The organism is Priestia sp. 40 (genome assembly GCF_049368575.1).
GTDB lineage: Bacteria > Bacillota > Bacilli > Bacillales > Bacillaceae_H > Priestia > Priestia zanthoxyli.
Window position 1 is genome coordinate 34,223 of sequence record NZ_JBMPZA010000020.1, and the last position, 16,992, is coordinate 51,214.

At 34.3% G+C, this 16,992-nt stretch carries 20 protein-coding genes; 9 read left to right on the forward strand and 11 right to left on the reverse strand.

Going from position 1 to position 16,992, the window contains the following annotated elements; all coding sequences use genetic code 11:
* The first annotated feature begins 95 nt into the window (after positions 1-95).
* Positions 96-443 (forward strand): hypothetical protein, encoded by a 348-nt coding sequence (locus ACO1DI_RS22145; RefSeq protein WP_047751948.1) that lies wholly within the window; start codon positions 96-98, stop codon positions 441-443.
* 381 nt (positions 444-824) lie between these two features.
* On the opposite strand, the gene ACO1DI_RS22150 is transcribed toward ACO1DI_RS22145, so the two are convergent.
* Complete coding sequence (locus ACO1DI_RS22150) at positions 825-1,025, reverse strand: hypothetical protein (RefSeq protein WP_299634162.1); 201 nt, start codon at positions 1,023-1,025, stop codon at positions 825-827.
* Between the two features lie 704 nt (positions 1,026-1,729).
* On the opposite strand from ACO1DI_RS22150, the gene ACO1DI_RS22155 reads away from it, so the two are divergent.
* Positions 1,730-2,002 carry an HU family DNA-binding protein gene (locus tag ACO1DI_RS22155; RefSeq protein WP_025753496.1) on the forward strand — a complete coding sequence of 91 codons (273 nt, stop codon included), beginning with the start codon at positions 1,730-1,732 and terminating at the stop codon, positions 2,000-2,002.
* 105 nt (positions 2,003-2,107) lie between these two features.
* Here the strand turns inward: ACO1DI_RS22155 and ACO1DI_RS22160 are convergent, their stop codons facing one another.
* The 4 genes from ACO1DI_RS22160 to ACO1DI_RS22175 all read right to left on the reverse strand — a co-directional run bounded on the left by ACO1DI_RS22160 (position 2,108) and on the right by ACO1DI_RS22175 (position 4,189).
* Positions 2,108-2,389 (reverse strand): AbrB/MazE/SpoVT family DNA-binding domain-containing protein, encoded by a 282-nt coding sequence (locus ACO1DI_RS22160; RefSeq protein WP_115653600.1) that lies wholly within the window; start codon positions 2,387-2,389, stop codon positions 2,108-2,110.
* A 264-nt stretch (positions 2,390-2,653) separates the two neighbouring features.
* Positions 2,654-2,935, reverse strand: a complete 282-nt coding sequence (locus ACO1DI_RS22165; RefSeq protein ID WP_279401098.1) for a L,D-transpeptidase — start codon at positions 2,933-2,935, stop codon at positions 2,654-2,656.
* A gap of 615 nt (positions 2,936-3,550) precedes the next feature.
* Positions 3,551-3,835 carry a hypothetical protein gene (locus ACO1DI_RS22170; protein ID WP_141483547.1) on the reverse strand — a complete coding sequence of 95 codons (285 nt, stop codon included), beginning with the start codon at positions 3,833-3,835 and terminating at the stop codon, positions 3,551-3,553.
* A gap of 66 nt (positions 3,836-3,901) precedes the next feature.
* Positions 3,902-4,189, reverse strand: coding sequence for a hypothetical protein (locus tag ACO1DI_RS22175; protein WP_098113494.1), 288 nt, complete (start codon positions 4,187-4,189; stop codon positions 3,902-3,904).
* Between the two features lie 1,124 nt (positions 4,190-5,313).
* Between ACO1DI_RS22175 and ACO1DI_RS22180 the strand changes: the two genes are divergently transcribed.
* The 6 genes from ACO1DI_RS22180 to ACO1DI_RS22205 all read left to right on the forward strand — a co-directional run bounded on the left by ACO1DI_RS22180 (position 5,314) and on the right by ACO1DI_RS22205 (position 10,694).
* Positions 5,314-6,006, forward strand: coding sequence for a MerR family transcriptional regulator (locus ACO1DI_RS22180; protein ID WP_048022402.1), 693 nt, complete (start codon positions 5,314-5,316; stop codon positions 6,004-6,006).
* Between the two features lie 566 nt (positions 6,007-6,572).
* The gene (locus ACO1DI_RS22185; RefSeq protein ID WP_048021902.1) at positions 6,573-7,874 is read left to right on the forward strand and encodes a hypothetical protein; all 1,302 of its coding nucleotides are present in this window, start codon (positions 6,573-6,575) and stop codon (positions 7,872-7,874) included.
* Between the two features lie 109 nt (positions 7,875-7,983).
* Positions 7,984-8,772: a plasmid stabilization protein gene (locus tag ACO1DI_RS22190; protein WP_299634359.1), complete on the forward strand. Its 789-nt coding sequence runs from the start codon at positions 7,984-7,986 to the stop codon at positions 8,770-8,772.
* Positions 8,773-8,855: 83 nt separating this feature from the next.
* Complete coding sequence (locus ACO1DI_RS22195) at positions 8,856-9,203, forward strand: hypothetical protein (protein ID WP_299634356.1); 348 nt, start codon at positions 8,856-8,858, stop codon at positions 9,201-9,203.
* Positions 9,204-9,363: 160 nt separating this feature from the next.
* Positions 9,364-10,197 carry a hypothetical protein gene (locus tag ACO1DI_RS22200; protein ID WP_423145622.1) on the forward strand — a complete coding sequence of 278 codons (834 nt, stop codon included), beginning with the start codon at positions 9,364-9,366 and terminating at the stop codon, positions 10,195-10,197.
* 269 nt (positions 10,198-10,466) lie between these two features.
* Positions 10,467-10,694: a helix-turn-helix domain-containing protein gene (locus ACO1DI_RS22205; RefSeq protein WP_251440878.1), complete on the forward strand. Its 228-nt coding sequence runs from the start codon at positions 10,467-10,469 to the stop codon at positions 10,692-10,694.
* Positions 10,695-10,762: 68 nt separating this feature from the next.
* On the opposite strand, the gene ACO1DI_RS22210 is transcribed toward ACO1DI_RS22205, so the two are convergent.
* Positions 10,763-10,942, reverse strand: coding sequence for a hypothetical protein (locus ACO1DI_RS22210; protein WP_423145623.1), 180 nt, complete (start codon positions 10,940-10,942; stop codon positions 10,763-10,765).
* A gap of 348 nt (positions 10,943-11,290) precedes the next feature.
* Between ACO1DI_RS22210 and ACO1DI_RS22215 the strand changes: the two genes are divergently transcribed.
* A complete protein-coding gene (locus ACO1DI_RS22215) occupies positions 11,291-11,836 on the forward strand; it encodes a hypothetical protein (RefSeq protein ID WP_423145624.1) in 546 nt (181 codons plus the stop codon).
* Between the two features lie 1,128 nt (positions 11,837-12,964).
* Here the strand turns inward: ACO1DI_RS22215 and ACO1DI_RS22220 are convergent.
* The 5 genes from ACO1DI_RS22220 to ACO1DI_RS22240 all read right to left on the reverse strand — a co-directional run bounded on the left by ACO1DI_RS22220 (position 12,965) and on the right by ACO1DI_RS22240 (position 16,425).
* Positions 12,965-13,120 (reverse strand): Spo0E family sporulation regulatory protein-aspartic acid phosphatase, encoded by a 156-nt coding sequence (locus ACO1DI_RS22220; RefSeq protein ID WP_299634349.1) that lies wholly within the window; start codon positions 13,118-13,120, stop codon positions 12,965-12,967.
* A 557-nt stretch (positions 13,121-13,677) separates the two neighbouring features.
* Positions 13,678-13,998 (reverse strand): hypothetical protein, encoded by a 321-nt coding sequence (locus tag ACO1DI_RS22225; RefSeq protein ID WP_299634347.1) that lies wholly within the window; start codon positions 13,996-13,998, stop codon positions 13,678-13,680.
* Positions 13,999-14,287: 289 nt separating this feature from the next.
* Positions 14,288-14,983 carry a hypothetical protein gene (locus tag ACO1DI_RS22230; protein ID WP_299634344.1) on the reverse strand — a complete coding sequence of 232 codons (696 nt, stop codon included), beginning with the start codon at positions 14,981-14,983 and terminating at the stop codon, positions 14,288-14,290.
* On the reverse strand, positions 14,980-16,113 hold the full coding sequence (locus tag ACO1DI_RS22235) for an FtsK/SpoIIIE domain-containing protein (protein ID WP_299634342.1): 1,134 nt from the start codon (positions 16,111-16,113) through the stop codon (positions 14,980-14,982). Before ACO1DI_RS22235 ends, ACO1DI_RS22230 begins: the two co-directional genes overlap by 4 nt.
* Positions 16,114-16,125: 12 nt before the next feature.
* Complete coding sequence (locus ACO1DI_RS22240) at positions 16,126-16,425, reverse strand: hypothetical protein (RefSeq protein ID WP_299634340.1); 300 nt, start codon at positions 16,423-16,425, stop codon at positions 16,126-16,128.
* Positions 16,426-16,992 lie beyond the last annotated feature (567 nt).

Genomic DNA, 16,992 nt, shown 5'->3' on the forward strand with positions numbered 1-16,992 from the left:
GGCTACCATTTTTACCTAATGCAATTTTTATAGCATAAAGAAACACTCGTTGGGTAAACTACTAACAAATATGATTATGATGAGAGTGTATATGTATGAGTTATTTTTATGGTGCTACCTTTTTATTTTCGGGTTTATTTCTAATAAACCTGTTATTTTCGTATCAAAGTAAGCATATTGATCCGGCCTTTTGGACGACTTTAAAGTATCAACTTTTTGCCTTCCCACTATTTTTAATAGCCAATATGCTCATCGGATACGGCATCAAATTTGGATTTAAAGCGATTCAGAATTTAACATTTGTTTTAGTTACATCTAAAGGAATAGAGATAGTGATTTCAATATTAATGGGTTATCTATTTTTTAAAGAGGTCCCTACTTGGAAAACAGCATTGGGTTTTTTTATTATGATTGTAGGCATTATTGTTTCGAAAATAAAATAGAACCTTAAACGGTTTTAAAATTTATATTGGTAAACTTAAACAATAGACAACTTCTTTTTAGAGAACATTAGAGTAAAGCTTTAGTTACCATAATCACTCTTTTGGATCATAGTAAAAAAAAATGCCTTTTCGTGCAACTCATGCACAAGGGTGATAAGAAAAATCACTATTATGAGGTGTGCAGCTTTTTATAGATGAAGAACATGCTAATAATTGTTGGTTAAAGAGATTCTTAACAACCAAATCTTTTAATACATATGCTCAGATAGTAGAACTCTACTGTTTATGGTAAGAATATGATATGCTTTATTTTCAGTTATAGATTTTTTGAAAGGGTACCTCCTTCTCCAATGCCATTAGAACGAGGTACCCTTTTCTTATTTAACTGCTAAAGAAACTTCCACTCTTTCCTTTCCTCTTATAATGATGATGTCCATAACTTCCGTGGTGACCACGGCCTTTCCTATAATCATCACTACTGCTATAACTTTTAAAAGGTTTTGATTTCCCTCTCTTGTAATCACTGCTACTGTAACGCTTGTGCTTATTATTCATTAGTGAATCAAACAGTTTCTTAAACATAATTTAATCACTCCTCATAACTATTTTAAATCGATAAAAAACAAAAAGCGCTCTTATCCTTTTAGTAGATAAAAGCGCTTGATGTACAAATACAGACTTTACCTAGCTAAAAAGTAGGCAAAGGTCTTGCTAACAATTAAGATTGCCAACAAAGCCGGAAACATTTTGTTTCGTAGTGACGACTTTTGTTGTACAGCTACTCCCCTTTGGAGTATTAAGTTTGTTTAATGTTAACTTATACCAATTATGTAAGTCAATTAATAACTAATGAGTTATGGCTTTTCTAAACATTATTCGTATTGTTTATCTTCATCTTGCTAGGTGGCTAAATATTGAACGTTTTTCAAGATTAGTTTAGATATAAAATATATGGCCTCTTTAATCTAGCATATAAATCTTATAGTTGTTCTATATTCTTTATAGAAAAAGAGCTAATTTGTCTATAATAAGAGTAAAGGTTAAAACTCAATAAATATTATTAATACTTTAATATTTACATATCTAATTATGCACTTATGGAAAATATCAAAGTTCGTAAACGTATAACTTTACGAACTATAAATTTTAGTTATTTCACATTAAAATATACTATTTTTTAGAATATAGGAGACATACAAGAACATACGTTTGACTTTCTTGATCAGGCTGTGATATATTTCTTGTCTATACACCACTATACATAGTAGAGAATGAGGTAAGTAGATATGAAAAAAGCTGAATTAATTGATGCTGTCGCGTCGAAATCAGAATTAACAAAACAAGACACAAAGAAAGCCATTGATGGACTATTTGCAACGATTTCTGCCACACTAGCAAACGAAGAGAAAATCCAAATTGCTGGATTTGGTACATTCGAAGTACGTGAACGTGGAGAGCGTACAGGACGTAACCCACAAACAGGTGAACAAATTGTTATTCCAGCTACAAAGGCTCCAGCCTTCAAGCCAGGTAAAGAATTTAAAGAAGCTGTAAAATAAAAAAGACTTACATAAACCCTCGAGAACTTTGTTCTGGAGGGTTTACATAGATCGAATTATAAAAGATGAACCTTGGACACTGTATGACAGGAACACACGTCTAAATTACGCTTTAATACCAAATCTAAATTCAATTTCATTCTTTAGAATTTCTGCGCCTCTTGGGCTTAGCACAATTCCTTTTGCATATTCTCTGTTTTGTGAGGTCACTTCACCGGTAATCATACATTCATTTTGAGCTTTGTATTTCTGAAGAATAATGTAATTGCCATCAACAAATATTTCTACAGGATCTTTTTCTTTGATAGTAAGAATCTTCCTTAACTCTATGGGGATAACAATACGGCCCAACTCGTCTACCTTTCGCACAATACCCGTTGTTTTCATATTTTTCCTAACCTCCAAATGTAAAATAAAGAATATGAACTCTAGATATCCTCTTTTATAGGGTTTAATTTTGGCTGAAACAATTATTTATTCTTATAGAAAAACTAAGGAGTTTTGTTGTCTCTTCTTTTTTGAGAAAGTAATTTAGCACGAGAATAAATAGTTGCACAAATTACTTAATACTCTCCCCCTACATTTCACATACTTCCATGATAAGGTCTATATAGTAAGAACACAAAAAATAAGCAGCACCTCGTGTTTTTATCACGAAATGCTGCTTTCATTGTTATTGCCATGAATACCGTATGTATCACCATACGTACCGTTTGCATTTATCCCTAACCAACGTTTTCCTAACGGATTGCGAGGATCACCTCCAGGAATATGTCTTGTATAGTAAGGACAGTTTTTAATCTTGTTTACTACTTTAAAAAAGCCAACAGGTGTTTTATCCCACGTTTTTCCCGTTGCTACTGGATCAACGATTTCAATATAGCCATTGTGAAAATAGGCAAGCTTGTTGTAGTACTTATTGATAATAATCAAATTTTAATTACCCGGTTTACTTGCTACTTCTTTCCTTCTTCTACCTTTCCAGTATGAAAAAAGAAGACTCCTTATCATTCACTTCGCCTCCAAACTTTTGCTTTTTTTAACGTTCCATTTCTTATACTGCGTTTCTTTTGTTGTAGAATGTGCTCCATTATTCCGTGCAAAAAATTACATAAACCCATTTTATAATTTCTATTTTTCACCTTTGTTATAATCTTTTATCTCTCCCAGTATCTCCCCCTTTTCAGGACGAACTTTAAAGAAATCTTGGCAGGAATTCTTTTGTTCTTTTTCTATTTCATCTATTTTTTAAACGGCAATTGGATCTATATTTTATAAAAACATATCCATGATACTCGTTCCTACCCTATAAAGTGTGGTTCCCTACTACAAAAGAGAGAAGAGCATAAGGGGTTTTTGCCCCCACCATAGGTGTGGGGCTAGGCAGAGCCTAGCAAAACCGTGGGTACAAAGAAAATCGCTAAATGTCTCCTTTAAGTCCCCTTTTTTTGGCGTACGTCCCTTTCACGTCCCCCTTTAAAATCCCAATGTCCCCTTTATGTCTCCCTATTTTGAAGCCATGTCCCCTTTGTGTCCCCCTCTGTTTTTTCACTTCATGACCAAATCCTCTTCTTTTTCATTCAACTTTTTTGGCTTTTCTTGAAAAGTTTTTTGTTCATCTTTACAGAGCTGAATGCTTGCATCACTCGATTGAATGGCATCCTTTTTCATCGCAATTTTTGATTCCGTATCAGCTTTTTCCTCCTGTACTTGGTACTTCATATCACGTTGTAATTCGTTCATTTCTTGTTGCGTTTGACGTTTATGTTTGGCTTCTACCTTAATTGCCTTTTCATAGTTTTTCATTTTCTCTTTAACAAAATCTTTTTCCAAATCATTGACTAAAAACACATAATCTTGTTTGGTTTTTATTCCTTTTCCTTCTTCACTTTTTGTTTTTCATTGGTCAGAATAGAGCGTTGTAATTAACGCATGAGCATCTATTTCATCTGTTGAATCTGTTTCTGAATCACTCGTTACATCATCTACGTTTACCGTTTCTTTTTCTTGTGCAACAAAGCTTACTTCTTCTTCATCTGTTTGATCCATTTTGATGACCATATCCAGTGAGCTATTAGCCACATGGTATACACGATTTTCAATGGTTACGGTTCCTGTTATGTTAGAAGAAACCGCCTCGTATAGATTTATAGTTAATTTTTTAGCGCTAGTAAAACTTAAATTCAACTTATTGCTCACTTAATATAGTTTCTTAATAACAGCTCCCTCTTTAGTTAAACTTTAGTTAAACCTAACATTAATTAATCACAGATTTATAGTCAGATTTCTAAAGTGTAGTTGAAGATAAGTTCAACTTAACAGTCACTCACTATAGATTCACAGTTAGATTTCGTCTCTTCAGCCTTCTCCAATCCAAACTTAACAGTCACTTACTATAGATTCACAGTTAGATTTCATCTCTTTAGCCTTCTCTAATCCGAACTTAACAGTCACTTACTATAGATTCACAGTTAGATTTCATCTCTTTAGCCTTCTCTAATCCGAACTTAACAGTCACTTACTATAGATTCACAGTTAGATTTCATCTCTTTAGCCTTCTCTAATCCAAACTTAACAGTCACTTACTATAGATTCACAGTTAGATTTCATCTCTTTAGCCTTCTCTAATCCAAACTTAACAGTCACTTACTATAGATTCACAGTTAGATTTCATCTCTTTAGCCTTCTCTAATCCAAACTTAACAGTCACTTACTATAGATTCACAGTTAGATTTCATCTCTTTAGCCTTCTCTAATCCAAACTTAACAGTCACTTACTATAGATTCACAGTTAGATTTCATCTCTTTAGCCTTCTCTAATCCAAACTTAACAGTCACTTACTATAGATTCACAGTTAGATTTCATCTCTTTAGCCTTCTCTAATCCAAACTTAACAGTCACTTACTATAGATTCACAGTTAGATTTCATCTCTTTAGCCTTCTCTAATCCAAACTTAACAGTCACTTACTATAGATTCACAGTTAGATTTCATCTCTTTAGCCTTCTCTAATCCAAACTTAACAGTCACTTACTATAGATTCACAGTTAGATTTCATCTCTTTAGCCTTCTCTAATCCAAACTTAACAGTCACTTACTATAGATTCACAGTTAGATTTCATCTCTTTAGCCTTCTTAAGAACTTTGTTATAATTAACTATGACTTTGAATTGCCTATTCTATCAAAAATAGCAAAAGAACCTGTAAATCTAACAAAAAATCCATTATTAAATCTCTCAAAATTTGATGTCAGTTCTGTTATAATAACAACAAATTTATTGTTATTATAATCGAGAAGAGGAGGGGTTAATTTGAAACAAACTGAGGAAGAATTCAAATTAAGTGAAGTAATAAAACTTACTGGACTGTCTGATCAAACAATTCGAAGATATCAAGAGGACTTTAATATTCAAGGAATTCGTACTCAAGGTGGTCATCGTCGTTTCAAAAGAGAAGAAATTGATATGTTACTTGAGGCTAAGAGATTAAAAGAAGAACATGGTTATTCTATTAAGCAAATCCGTTCACATTTTAATGGAGAAACAACATCAGAGATGTTAGAAAAGAATGAACCTATGAAAACAGTTTTTGAGAAGAAAATACTGAATTTAGAAGAACAATTAGCAGAGGCAACTGAGAAAATTGATTCTATGGTTCAGGTTTTAACAACATTTATGAATCAAAGTGGACAAACAAATCAAAAAATTTTATCTCAATTTCAAGATGTACTAAAGGCACTTCCTGAAACATCTACAACTACAAACAACCAAAGAATCTTGGAAAAAGAGCAACGTCTAAACGAATTGAAAATTAGGAACAAATTAAAAAAAGAAGCCATTGAAAAATGGGGCATTTTACCTGAAGAGGAACGGACTACTACAGTGAAAACTGGTCTATTTAGTTTTAAAAGGGAAGAAAATCATAATAAAAAACGTGCTTTCATCGAAGATTACATAAGTGAACATTTAGTAGATCGACTTGAAAGAGAGTATGACATGAAATAAAATCAATGATTAACCTAATTTTAGTGAAAGATAAAAAATGAAAGAGGCATTGCCCTTAGTTAAGCTGAATTAACTAAGGGCAATGCCTCTTTCATTTGGAAGATTATTTTTATTGAAACTAAAAATTGCACTTTGCATGCTGGTCAAGAGTAGAGAGAAAGATTTTATTTTTCAGATAAATGATTTTAAAATTATTTATTATCTAAATGAAAAAGATTAGCCTAAAATACTCGTTTTGATATATTTTGCTAATTTTTATTGAATTATGAGACTAGTTAACGCTATAATAAAACTAACAAAAAGGACCGGAATAGAAAAAAGACTTCAACTGTTTAAGAAGTGCTGTCAACACTCTTAAACCGTTCACCCTAATTACAGTAGGGAAAACACTTGTCGAAGTCTCTTGTTAATAGAGTTAGTTTTTCTATAAAATAAAACTTATGTTTTTATTTTATACGAAATTGACATCTATTTCAAGGGCTTAGTTCATCAAAATCAAGGCATTGTTTTCCTTTTTCCAGGGAAACAGTGTCTTTTTTGTGTTCCTTAAAGGAGAAGATGAACAAATGACAAAAATATTAACCTGTTATTTAAAAGATGTAGATACCTTCAATGGACGGTTCAAATGGTTATGGACCAACAAGTCCACGCTTCGTAAAAAGAAAGAAGAGTTTTTAGACATTCTTCGTACCCACTTTAAACAACAACAATCTGCTATACATAAAGAATTTCCTAAAAAGAGAATGGAAATGCTCGATCATGTCATCTATAACCTAGTGGCTACGGGCATTCAAGCGATCCGTTCTGAAACGCTTATGAAGAAATTTAATGTGTCCAAAAGTACCGTTTCTCGTTTTGTACGCTCCTTAAAAGCGACACCGTTTATCATTGTCGCTCGTTACATTAAAGAAGATACAACAGGTACTCATCCGGACAGTTATGTATTTATCCTTAAAAGCCATAAAAACTTTCATCACATTTGCGACGAAATCTTTTTTGCCCATGATACAACAGGGATACAAACGCTTCAACAAGAAGAAATGACCACTCCTGTGACACGTCCTGTGACGCATCCAGAAAGTGCTGAAAACGTTGATACACCAAGCTTAGAGGTCGATAAATCACCGAATGCCTTTATTAACCTTGATTTACCTGTAAATCATATAAATAATCATTTAATGTCTGTTTCACAGGCATTCACCTACATCAAAGGTGTGCCTAAGAAAGTCAATCAAGTCTATGCAGGTAAATATGGACATCAACTACAAGACTTCTATGCTCGCATTCAAAATGCTGCAAAAGCAGTAAAAAAAGATACAGAGATTACGATTGAGAAAGAGCAAGTACATGAAATTGCGTATTCAACCATTGTTGGGTTAGATAAATATGTCCATGAAGCTAATCAACAAGGGAATCCTTTATCCCTACGGGATATGTGTCGACTAATCTATCAGATTGCGAAAAATCAATTCTATGATTTAACAAAGCCTAAAGACCAGGATTATTCATCAGTATACGCAAACCAACAAGAAGTTATACATAACGAAAGTCAAACAATAACATTCGCTACACCAAAACGGATTATCCGTAAGGAGCTAGTTCCAAATTGGTTAAAAGCTGAACAGCAGCAAGAAGAAGCTACAAAAGAAACAGAGATTTCTTTGGAACACCAGCTTGAAATGATTCAGTTAAAGCAAGATTTAGGTCAAGAGCTAACACCGGAAGAAGAGAACTTGCTGCAGGAGCACAGCTCTACGTATAGTTTGTTGGAGATAGCTCAGGTAAAACAAGACTTAGGACAAGCTTTAACGCCAGAGGAACAAGACTGTTTACGTCAACACAATCAGTTAAAAGACACAGCTTCCTAATCAAAAAAAGTAGAAATTCCTTAGAAGCTGATGTTTTAATAGAATATGTTTATTTAGAACTGTGTTCTAAATAAACAGTAACTAATTATCTACGCAGGAGGAGACTATTATGCCACATAAAATTACGTTAACCGGATCAGCCACAGGACCATTAAGAGAATATGATCGCTACGTTGCTTTTGATATGCGTGAAAAAGGTTCACCATCTGCGCCGAAGGGGTTAAAGAAGAGTACCTTTATTTCGTATACGGTGTTTGTTGCGAAGAAAGCTTTTAATAAAACAGGGCTCACGAAGAAAAGCATCATGCATGAAAAGATTTTAATTCAAGGGGAACCAACGTTAGACATTCCAATTGATGAATGTCCTGGTGAAGTAGGGGTCATCTGTTTTCAGATTACCGTTCTCCCGAATAAAAATGACAAAGAGAAGAATGAGTCGGATGTGAAAAAAGAAACCAAACAAGAAGCATCTACACCTTCTGAATCTCAAAATAACACGGAATCTACTGCACAGGGAGAAGTACAAGAACCTATTTCTCAACCTGTAGCAAAAGATGAGAAGACAGAAGTAAAGCCTATTCAGACAGAAGTACAACAAGCGCCTACAGAAGAGAAAAAGGATGAGAAAAAAAAGACACCACTATCCAACCAACCGAAGGGAACTCAGGATCTATTGAACTTTGATGATATTATCGTTCCTGAAGAGTTTTTAAAGACACGCCCAAACCCAGAAAAGACACAAAAGGTCATTGATTTCGTGAAACGTACAGGTCGCTTAGATGAGCCTTTGACAATTGAAAAAGATTCAAAAGTCTTAAAAGATGGCTATCGTCGTTATATTGTGGCCAAAACGGTGAAAATGGATAAAGTTCCTGTTGTCTACGAATATAAAAAGTAAGAATGATAGGCTTCTTCATATGATTCGTTAACCGATATATCAACGATTATTCTAAACTAAACCATGATAAGGGGGAAGCCTATATGAAAACATCAACACCTTGTCCAGGGTGTCAAAAACCTATTACAATCGAGGACTTTGAAGATTTCTCAAGTCCTTTTACGATGAAATGCCCACATTGCCGAGCAAAATTAAAAGAAACAAAGATGACGCCTTGGTTATTGTTACTAGCTGTTATTATCGTTCCTTTATTGATCTACTTAGGTATTACGATAAAAAGCTTTCTAGCCGAACCTTTTCCTGCGGTGGAAAAGGTGCCCACTATGATTGTCTTTATTGCTTTTTGTTACCCAGTGTATGCTCTATACGAGGCTTATAATGCTGTTATTATTTTTAATAAAGGAAATTTACAATTAAAGAAGACTCAGTAATAAAATATGCAACTTTAAATATGTCATTTGAAAAAGCTCCAATTCCTAGTTATAAGCCCATTACACTTTATGCTAGGGATTGATGAATAGAAAAGGTGAATTCGTGAGGAAGAACAAGAAAATACTACTAGCTGTTGCTGTAAGTATCCTTATCTTATTTATGGGTGGAAAATACTTATTTGCAATGGCACAAAAGATTGGATGTAGCGATGATGTCATTCAGAGGATAGAAATGAAGAGTGGCTATGTAGTGAAAGTCCATCAAACAAACTGTGGAGCTACTACTGATTTTGGATATAAATTGACTCTAACCCATCACGGTAAAGATGAAAAAGAAATCCTTTCCTACGGAATGCTTGAAGCTGATTCACATATTGAGGCAGATGTACACAACAACCAGATTAATGTTACGTATTCTCCCGCAACTATCGTTTATAGCAAAGGATCCAATTACAAAGGAGTACCAATTCACTTTGAACGGAATGGCGGAAATAAGTCTCTCCCTAAAAGTTTTAAAGATCAGAGAAAAAGTTTCGATTTAGATATGGCTGACCTTTTTGCTAATTCATTAATCGTATACAGAAATGAAGAAATTCCTGCTGGACAAGTTCATTACGCTGTAAGTGAAAAGGGGATCCCCTCAAAGGCATGGAACAGCAACTGGTTAGTTATTGGGACGATTGAATATACGCTGCCTATCTTTATCCATAGTGACGAAGAAAATTCTCCTGTTTATGTAGGACAAAAGGAAAAGAATAGTTCAACTTGGAAGGAAGTAAAGATAGCATCTACTTATCAAGACTTTCAAAAAGCTTTGAAACTAATAGATGATCCATCAGGAAACCGTTCTTTCCCAGAGGATGTTAAAACAAATCCTCTTCCCGAAAAAGAAATTAAACATAATCTAAAAGTGATAAATAAGGGGAACATTGACCTTTCGTTTTGGAACGATTGGATGATTGGAAAGTCTCTACCCGATAAATATATAGAATAACCACAACAAAGACCGCCCATTATCCATAGTGTATAAGGCGGTCTTAACTGTATTCATGCTATATGATTATGACAAAAATATCGACATTATTCTGAAAGGCTTTAAAAATATATATTAACTTTTTCGTTATGTTTATGCAGTATTTTAATGTCTTATTAGAGGATATGGAATTGGCTTGTCCATTATGACCAAAATAAATCAAAATGAACCAGAATCGTATAAAATAATTCAGAACAGGAAAGGATGTGTATAAAAAGGAGTGGTTGATTGTGTCATGGTGGAAAAATCCGAAGAGAAGTAAATTCGGACGTTTTTTGGACAAGAATGGGATTACTCAAACAGAATTTGCAAAAAAAAGTCACGTATCAAAGACAACCATTTCAACTTTATGTAATGAGAAGAATTATTCTCCATCTCCAAAAGTATTGAAAAAGGTAATGGATGCTATAAAAAAAATTGATGAAAATAAGCAGCCTAATGATTTCTTCAATATATAAATATTTATTTTTATAAAATTAATTTACATAACAAATGTTGTCGATACAAATAAAAAACAGACCTTTAATTACAGATCTGCTTCTTTTCTTTCTTCTCTCTTGAAAATACCAATCATTAACACTATAAGTCCTATTACGAAGATTATGGGAAAGATATACCACATTATTAAGGCTGCCCATCCGTTTTTTGCAATGACTGCGTATGTTAAACCAATTGCGAAAGATAAAAATGGTGCAATAGCCAACATTAACGCTATTCCCCACACAATGTATTTTCGTTTTTTCCTTGCTTAGTTGATAAGCTATGATTGCTCCTATAATTGAAATTCCATAACCTACTACAAATGGCATCCTACCATTCCTCTCTTATTAATCCCTATTATTTTATAATAATGGTAATTAGAGTAATAATAAAGGTTATTACTGGTTTAGAGTTATGATCGTACATCTTATACAATTTCAATTTACATTTACATAATGTATCTGCTAGGTACTATATAAGTTATAAAAAATAAGCAAGCCTGTTGGTTCCATCTCATTACAGATGAACATTGTCAACTTATAGTTGCAATCCTGTTATATAGCTACTTTTAAATATGATTTCTCAAATAACAAACATAAAAATACACTTTCTCTTAGAAAATAAAATAGAGTATTTATTTTTTAAAAATGCTATCATATATAAATTAATAAATTTACTAGGGGATTATATAATGTTTAAAAAAACTATATCAGTGCTTATTTCTTCTCTATGTGGTAGCTCGGTAGCCGTTGTAGCCATGCTTGGTACTTCATATGAACAAATCAGTTTTAGCAATTTAATTGCTGGGTTAATTCTTGGATTAATTTATATTATTCCGGTTGTTATTGTGTTAGGGATACCCTCATCTATTTTGATTGATAAGATAATTAAAGCTATAGATAAGAAATATAAACAATTAATTGAAATAGCACTATACATTATTTTTGGAGTAATAGGCGCAACGATTGTTTCACTTATTATGTCGTTAGATGATGGTATAAACGGTGTAAGTTTTTTGGGATTTGAACCTGTTTGTATTCTTTCTTTAAGTTGTTCTATTCCCTTCGGGATCTGCTCGGTTTTATGGAATTATAAACTAAAAAAGAGGCCTTTACAGTAGATAGATAGTATTTATACTCTATACAATCACAATTAACATAATCATTTTTTTGGTACGTATATCAAAATAGAAAACTAAGCTTCTCACAAGGATTCTATTTTCAAATGATGCAGCTTTTAATCCATACTTGATTTATAAACGATGATTTAAGGAATCATAAGAATCGGCTCATATATGGATACGTATAATAATCTGCCAAAGAGCAAACATTTCTTTAAGTAAGAGGAAGGCTCTTCTACATTTAAATTTGTATGACAATCTTTCAAATAATGTGTTATACTTACTTCAGACATAATTTTTCTTATATCTTTGTATAGAAAACCTAAATTCCTAAGGAGCACCCTTACTCTCCAATGCCAATAACGATGAGGGTGCTTTTTCTTATAAAAAAGTGGATGTTAACGCTTACTTTCTGTTACATCCATAAATTGTTGTTCTAACCAATATCATTTATCTTTAAAACGGTTTACTTAAGGATAAAAATTCCTTTTTTTCTGAAAACATGATAAAATAAATTGAATGGTTCCACTATAAAGCCATTACTTATTCGTAGCGAAGAAGAGCCCTTTCAGTCCTTAACTAATTAAGGGCTTTTCTTAATTTTTGCTTGTAACTGCCTTATGTTAAATTGATTTTAATTCCACTGGAAGAAGGTAAAGACCTTGACCTTGCTTACTATGTATTTTACTGGTCAAATAAAGTCCGTAAATAAAAACATCGTTTAAAAAGGAGAATCCTAAGCTCCTCTTTATAAATTGAACTAGCTAATTACTCCTTACGTTGCTGGTGAGAGATGTATTTATTGTTTATGTGTATATAAATATTGTAGACAGAACAAACTATTTAGAACGCTGAGAAGCGTTGGTTTGGAAATCCTCATTGTGTTTTCGAGTTGACAATATGCATCGCAGAAAAGCCACTGATATATGTCAGTGGCTTTTCTGTGTTTACATTAGGCGTGGTAGATAAAGATAATTTCAGCACACTATATCTTTACTTTATTATCCAAATTATTTATAATTTACAAGTCGATTAGTAAGTTAATCACCACTTACTGAAGAATAATCGCTTTCTCATGCTAGGCCAATGCTATGAGGAAGCGATTGTTTTTTATTTATAAAAAAATAACTAGGGATTTGTTGAAGTTACTTTATGTAATTCATTTAACAGTTGGTCAATGGACTGGATTACTTGCAATGTACTCTCGCTTGTAATACCTTCTTCTTTGGCCTTTTCTATTTCTGTAAGTAACGCGTGTCTTAAACGAATCTTACATTCCTTCAAACCTTCTACCACCTTATTACCAATAATGTAAAATTTTATTAATGTTTTATATTAAATGTATTATTCAGTTATTTCAATACCTAATTTGCAAGGATTTAAATGGATTTTTTATGAAGTGGACTTGCTGCGCTTTATTTTAATGAAAAGGAATGAAAATTCCTTCTAATTTATCTAACTGATAAAAAATAAGGAAAATATAGAGTATTTGCAATAAATTTATTATAGTTAGGTTGCTATGACGTACACATTTTAACAAGTGTGACATCAGTAAGGCTGCCTCATTCCCTGTTTTGAGGCAGATTTTTTATGTTATTTACTTGCGTAATATTAATTTTAAATCGACCAGAAGAAGGCAATGACCTCGACCTTGCTTCTTTCGTTTGTTTCGAAGAACTTTTATACTTCTCCATTAATTCATGAATACTTGTTACTTATATGATGCGAATGTGTTCCAAGGACACTGCATACCGATTAGGCGTAATTACGATAATGGTAGCTTCCAGTCAATTTATCAATATTTAAACAAAAAAAAAGCGACCTTATTGGCCGCCGTAATCCTACTCGTTATTTTCAAATAAATTAAAAGAAAGTTGCTCGGCTCTTTTCCTATGGTAATAAGCATTTTTAACTAGTTTTACTCGTTCTCTATTTTCAATGTAATAATCTCGGTCACGAATAGAAACGCAAGCTTTACAGTATGGTCCAAGGTGACCGAACCCATCGTTTTTATGATGATAGTTCTTTCCATATTTTAATTCGCCGCATTCACGGCAAGTCTTAGCGACAACTTGTCCGTCAGCGTCTGTAAAGTATACGAATCCTCTCGGCTTTTTTCTTTCCTCATATTCCTGCGCCAGTAGTTCTTCTCGTAGACTCATATTCGCTCACCTCCTCGGTTGCCTTGGTATTGCTACTTATTCTCTTTTATTATACGAATTAATTCCATTCGATACTAGTATGCAAATCCATTGCTTTCTCCGCGTATGACAGTTTAGTCTCCTGCAGACGCTTGGATTGATTCAACTTTATCTAATTCTTTCTATGTTAATGATTACGCTATTTCCAGAACCCTTTGCAAATGCTCGGATGAAAGGTGTATAAACAGGCTACCTTTCATTATTTTGAGGTAGCCTGTTTTTGTGTGATTACAAACGCTTTTCTAGTACTCTATGTTAAGTTGATTTTAATTCTTCCAGAAGAGGAGGTGGTTCTTGACCTTACTTCTTTTGTTTGTTTGGAAGCCCCCTTATATTTCTCCATAAGTTCGTGAATGTTTGCTACTTGTATGATACGGATATAATCCGAAGATACTGCATAACAAACAGGTGTAATCAAGATGACAGAGGGGAAGATAGGTGATCGCTCCTCTGGTTGCCAATGCAACGATTTCCACTCATCTGAAAAGAAAAAATCCTCATAAAGGTTTATCTTCTCCTGCATTTTCTGCTCCGAATACTGATTTCGTTGAATTTCAATCCAAAAAGGAGATCCTTTAAAAATACAAAAGAGATCCGGTTCAATTCCTCCTTTTCGTCTGGTGGGCTTATCTTCGACAATGACCTTTTTAGGTGTGCTATACGTACACATTTGCTTATAGACATCCAAAATAGAAAGGAAATGTAATATTTTTTGAGAGTTTTTTTTGATCTTTGCATCCACGGGCAAATAGACGGTAGGAGAATACTGCTGTGTGCGTTCAATGAGTCCTAAACGATATAAACGTACCATGACGCTATTACACGCATTTACGGGCGATTTGAGCTGTTTAAAGAATAGGTCAACTAATGAGTCTCGATCCACGGCTCTAAACTTGTTAACAAACGCTATGATGTCTTTATCACGTTGAGATAAACGGAAACTCATCGCTGCTCCTCCTTCTCTAATAATCCGAAGATGGACTGTGATAGCACTTCTAGTTGTGGTTCAGGATCTTTCACACGTGTTTTATAAGGTGAGAGTATTTCCTTACAAGCTCCTTCATCTAAGAAAAAGGCTTGAAACTCTTTCACCTCATCAATTTTAATTTTCATACGACCCCTGGCCGCGGCATCGATTTCTTCGGCACCGATTACTCCGGCTACTTTCGCATTTATGGCATCGGCTTGCCTTCCAGAGATCCGTACCCGTAAGTTCGCCTTTAACGCTGAATTTAATAAATCTGCATCAGGGCGCTGCATCGCAATAATTGTATGAACCCCTAACGCACGACCTTGACTCGCAAACTGTTGAATCATCTCTACGAGATCCGTTTCTCTCTTCACGATGGACATTTCATCAATGACTACAACGATACGAGGCAGTTTAAAGGGAAGCCTGCTGATATGCGTCACGCCATGATCTAACAATAAATCGCCTCTTCGGTACATTTCAGCTCGTAATAAAGCAAAAGGTTTTCTCATATCCTTTGCTTCAAAGCAAAGCGCATCCACATGCTCAATCCCATGAAACAGCCCCAAATCGGCTCGTTTAAGATCCACCAACACTAAACGCAAGTCTTCAGGAGAGGCATATTTTACCCATGTTGTGAGGATCACACGCATGAGACTACTCTTTCCGGCTCCAATTTCGCCAGAAATCAGTAAGGTTTCTAAATCCGCAAAATCCCATGAAACCGGGTTTCCATAGATATCTTGACCAATGCATACGGGAAGCTCCATTTTCTTAATATGAGGATGAATGGCTTCATACCTATAATGGAGCATCTTAGGGAGGCTTTTGTGATGAACAGTAATACTAAAGTTCTTTAAGCTGCCATTTATCTCGATGTTGCTGCCTAATACTTGGCGTAACGCCCATCTCTTTTTGTTTAAAAGGTCAGGATCAATGCCATTTAGTAAGGAAAAGGCGTACCGGGTGTACGTATGATGGTTCTCGATTTGATGAATTTTTGGAAAGAGATAAGAGGTACGGTCTCCTCGTTTCACCATCCGGTAAATCTCTGCCGTACGAAACGCTTTAATCAGTTGGCCACGCAGTTTTAGTTTTTCAAACATCCATATTCCTCCTCAAAACATAAAGGTCGCAAAAAAGTAAATGAGGGCGCTATAGAAGGTAACTGGCAAGATAAACCGCATCACCTTTTCAAACTGACCGGCAAGATCCATCGCACCCCATCGATTTAATACCTGTTCAATGAAGGCAATTCCTAAAACAATCCCTCCTACGGTTAGAATGGTAGGATCAAGCATAGCAACTGGACTAAAAGGAACAAACGAATAAGCTTTAAAAGGACGAGGTTTTATTGAGGAGCTTAAAGAAGGTTTATGGAGGAAGTTTCGAAATTCAAACCATTGTGTTTTTCTCATGTTGGCACCTACTTCCATTCTTTACTATTTTTTCGCCTTTCATGTCTCAGTTATTTCAGCTCAACCCATCCGGTCGCCCCCTTCGCCTCTTCGGCTCAGCTCCCTTACAGGTTCCCCAATTGGCTTCACTGGGCGTATACAGCTTGTATTAACGCGGTAGCGATACTGAACTAGCTACTGATTAGGTGATGAAGTTAAGATTCTTTAGATACTATGTAACTACTGCGGTAAGCTTGCCTGTCCAGTCGAAAAATAACAAAGAACCCTTACCGCAGTAGGTAAGGGGTAGCTAATTATGTAAGAAGGAATGAGGTTTTATATGCTGATGCTTGTATTAGTCACGAACATTTAATACGGAAAGGACGAGAAGTTAAAAGCGTTTCAGAGGATGGAACGGATCTGAGGATCATCAAAAATTAAAGGATAAGACTTCTTAAGCTTTAAAAAAAGAGCATGGATCCGTTCATAATTGCATTTAGCATGTCAGGTGTTATGACCAAGTTGTAGATGCTTTTATCATATACTGATACTGTAAAATTTAATTATTTGAAAATTTAGATATATTAA

What these genes read in the sequence shown, in the direction of transcription:
- ACO1DI_RS22195 (WP_299634356.1), top strand. Translation starts at nt 8,856, where the DNA reads ATGAAAACATCAACACCTTGTCCAGGGTGTCAAAAACCTATTACAATC.
- ACO1DI_RS22145 (WP_047751948.1), top strand. Translation starts at nt 96, where the DNA reads ATGAGTTATTTTTATGGTGCTACCTTTTTATTTTCGGGTTTATTTCTA.
- ACO1DI_RS22185 (WP_048021902.1), top strand. Translation starts at nt 6,573, where the DNA reads ATGACAAAAATATTAACCTGTTATTTAAAAGATGTAGATACCTTCAAT.
- ACO1DI_RS22190 (WP_299634359.1), top strand. Translation starts at nt 7,984, where the DNA reads ATGCCACATAAAATTACGTTAACCGGATCAGCCACAGGACCATTAAGA.
- ACO1DI_RS22160 (WP_115653600.1), bottom strand. Translation starts at nt 2,389, where the DNA reads ATGAAAACAACGGGTATTGTGCGAAAGGTAGACGAGTTGGGCCGTATT.
- ACO1DI_RS22215 (WP_423145624.1), top strand. Translation starts at nt 11,291, where the DNA reads ATGATTTCTCAAATAACAAACATAAAAATACACTTTCTCTTAGAAAAT.
- ACO1DI_RS22150 (WP_299634162.1), bottom strand. Translation starts at nt 1,025, where the DNA reads ATGTTTAAGAAACTGTTTGATTCACTAATGAATAATAAGCACAAGCGT.
- ACO1DI_RS22210 (WP_423145623.1), bottom strand. Translation starts at nt 10,942, where the DNA reads ATGTTGGCTATTGCACCATTTTTATCTTTCGCAATTGGTTTAACATAC.
- ACO1DI_RS22230 (WP_299634344.1), bottom strand. Translation starts at nt 14,983, where the DNA reads ATGAGTTTCCGTTTATCTCAACGTGATAAAGACATCATAGCGTTTGTT.
- ACO1DI_RS22240 (WP_299634340.1), bottom strand. Translation starts at nt 16,425, where the DNA reads ATGAGAAAAACACAATGGTTTGAATTTCGAAACTTCCTCCATAAACCT.
- ACO1DI_RS22200 (WP_423145622.1), top strand. Translation starts at nt 9,364, where the DNA reads ATGGGTGGAAAATACTTATTTGCAATGGCACAAAAGATTGGATGTAGC.
- ACO1DI_RS22225 (WP_299634347.1), bottom strand. Translation starts at nt 13,998, where the DNA reads ATGAGTCTACGAGAAGAACTACTGGCGCAGGAATATGAGGAAAGAAAA.
- ACO1DI_RS22155 (WP_025753496.1), top strand. Translation starts at nt 1,730, where the DNA reads ATGAAAAAAGCTGAATTAATTGATGCTGTCGCGTCGAAATCAGAATTA.
- ACO1DI_RS22235 (WP_299634342.1), bottom strand. Translation starts at nt 16,113, where the DNA reads ATGTTTGAAAAACTAAAACTGCGTGGCCAACTGATTAAAGCGTTTCGT.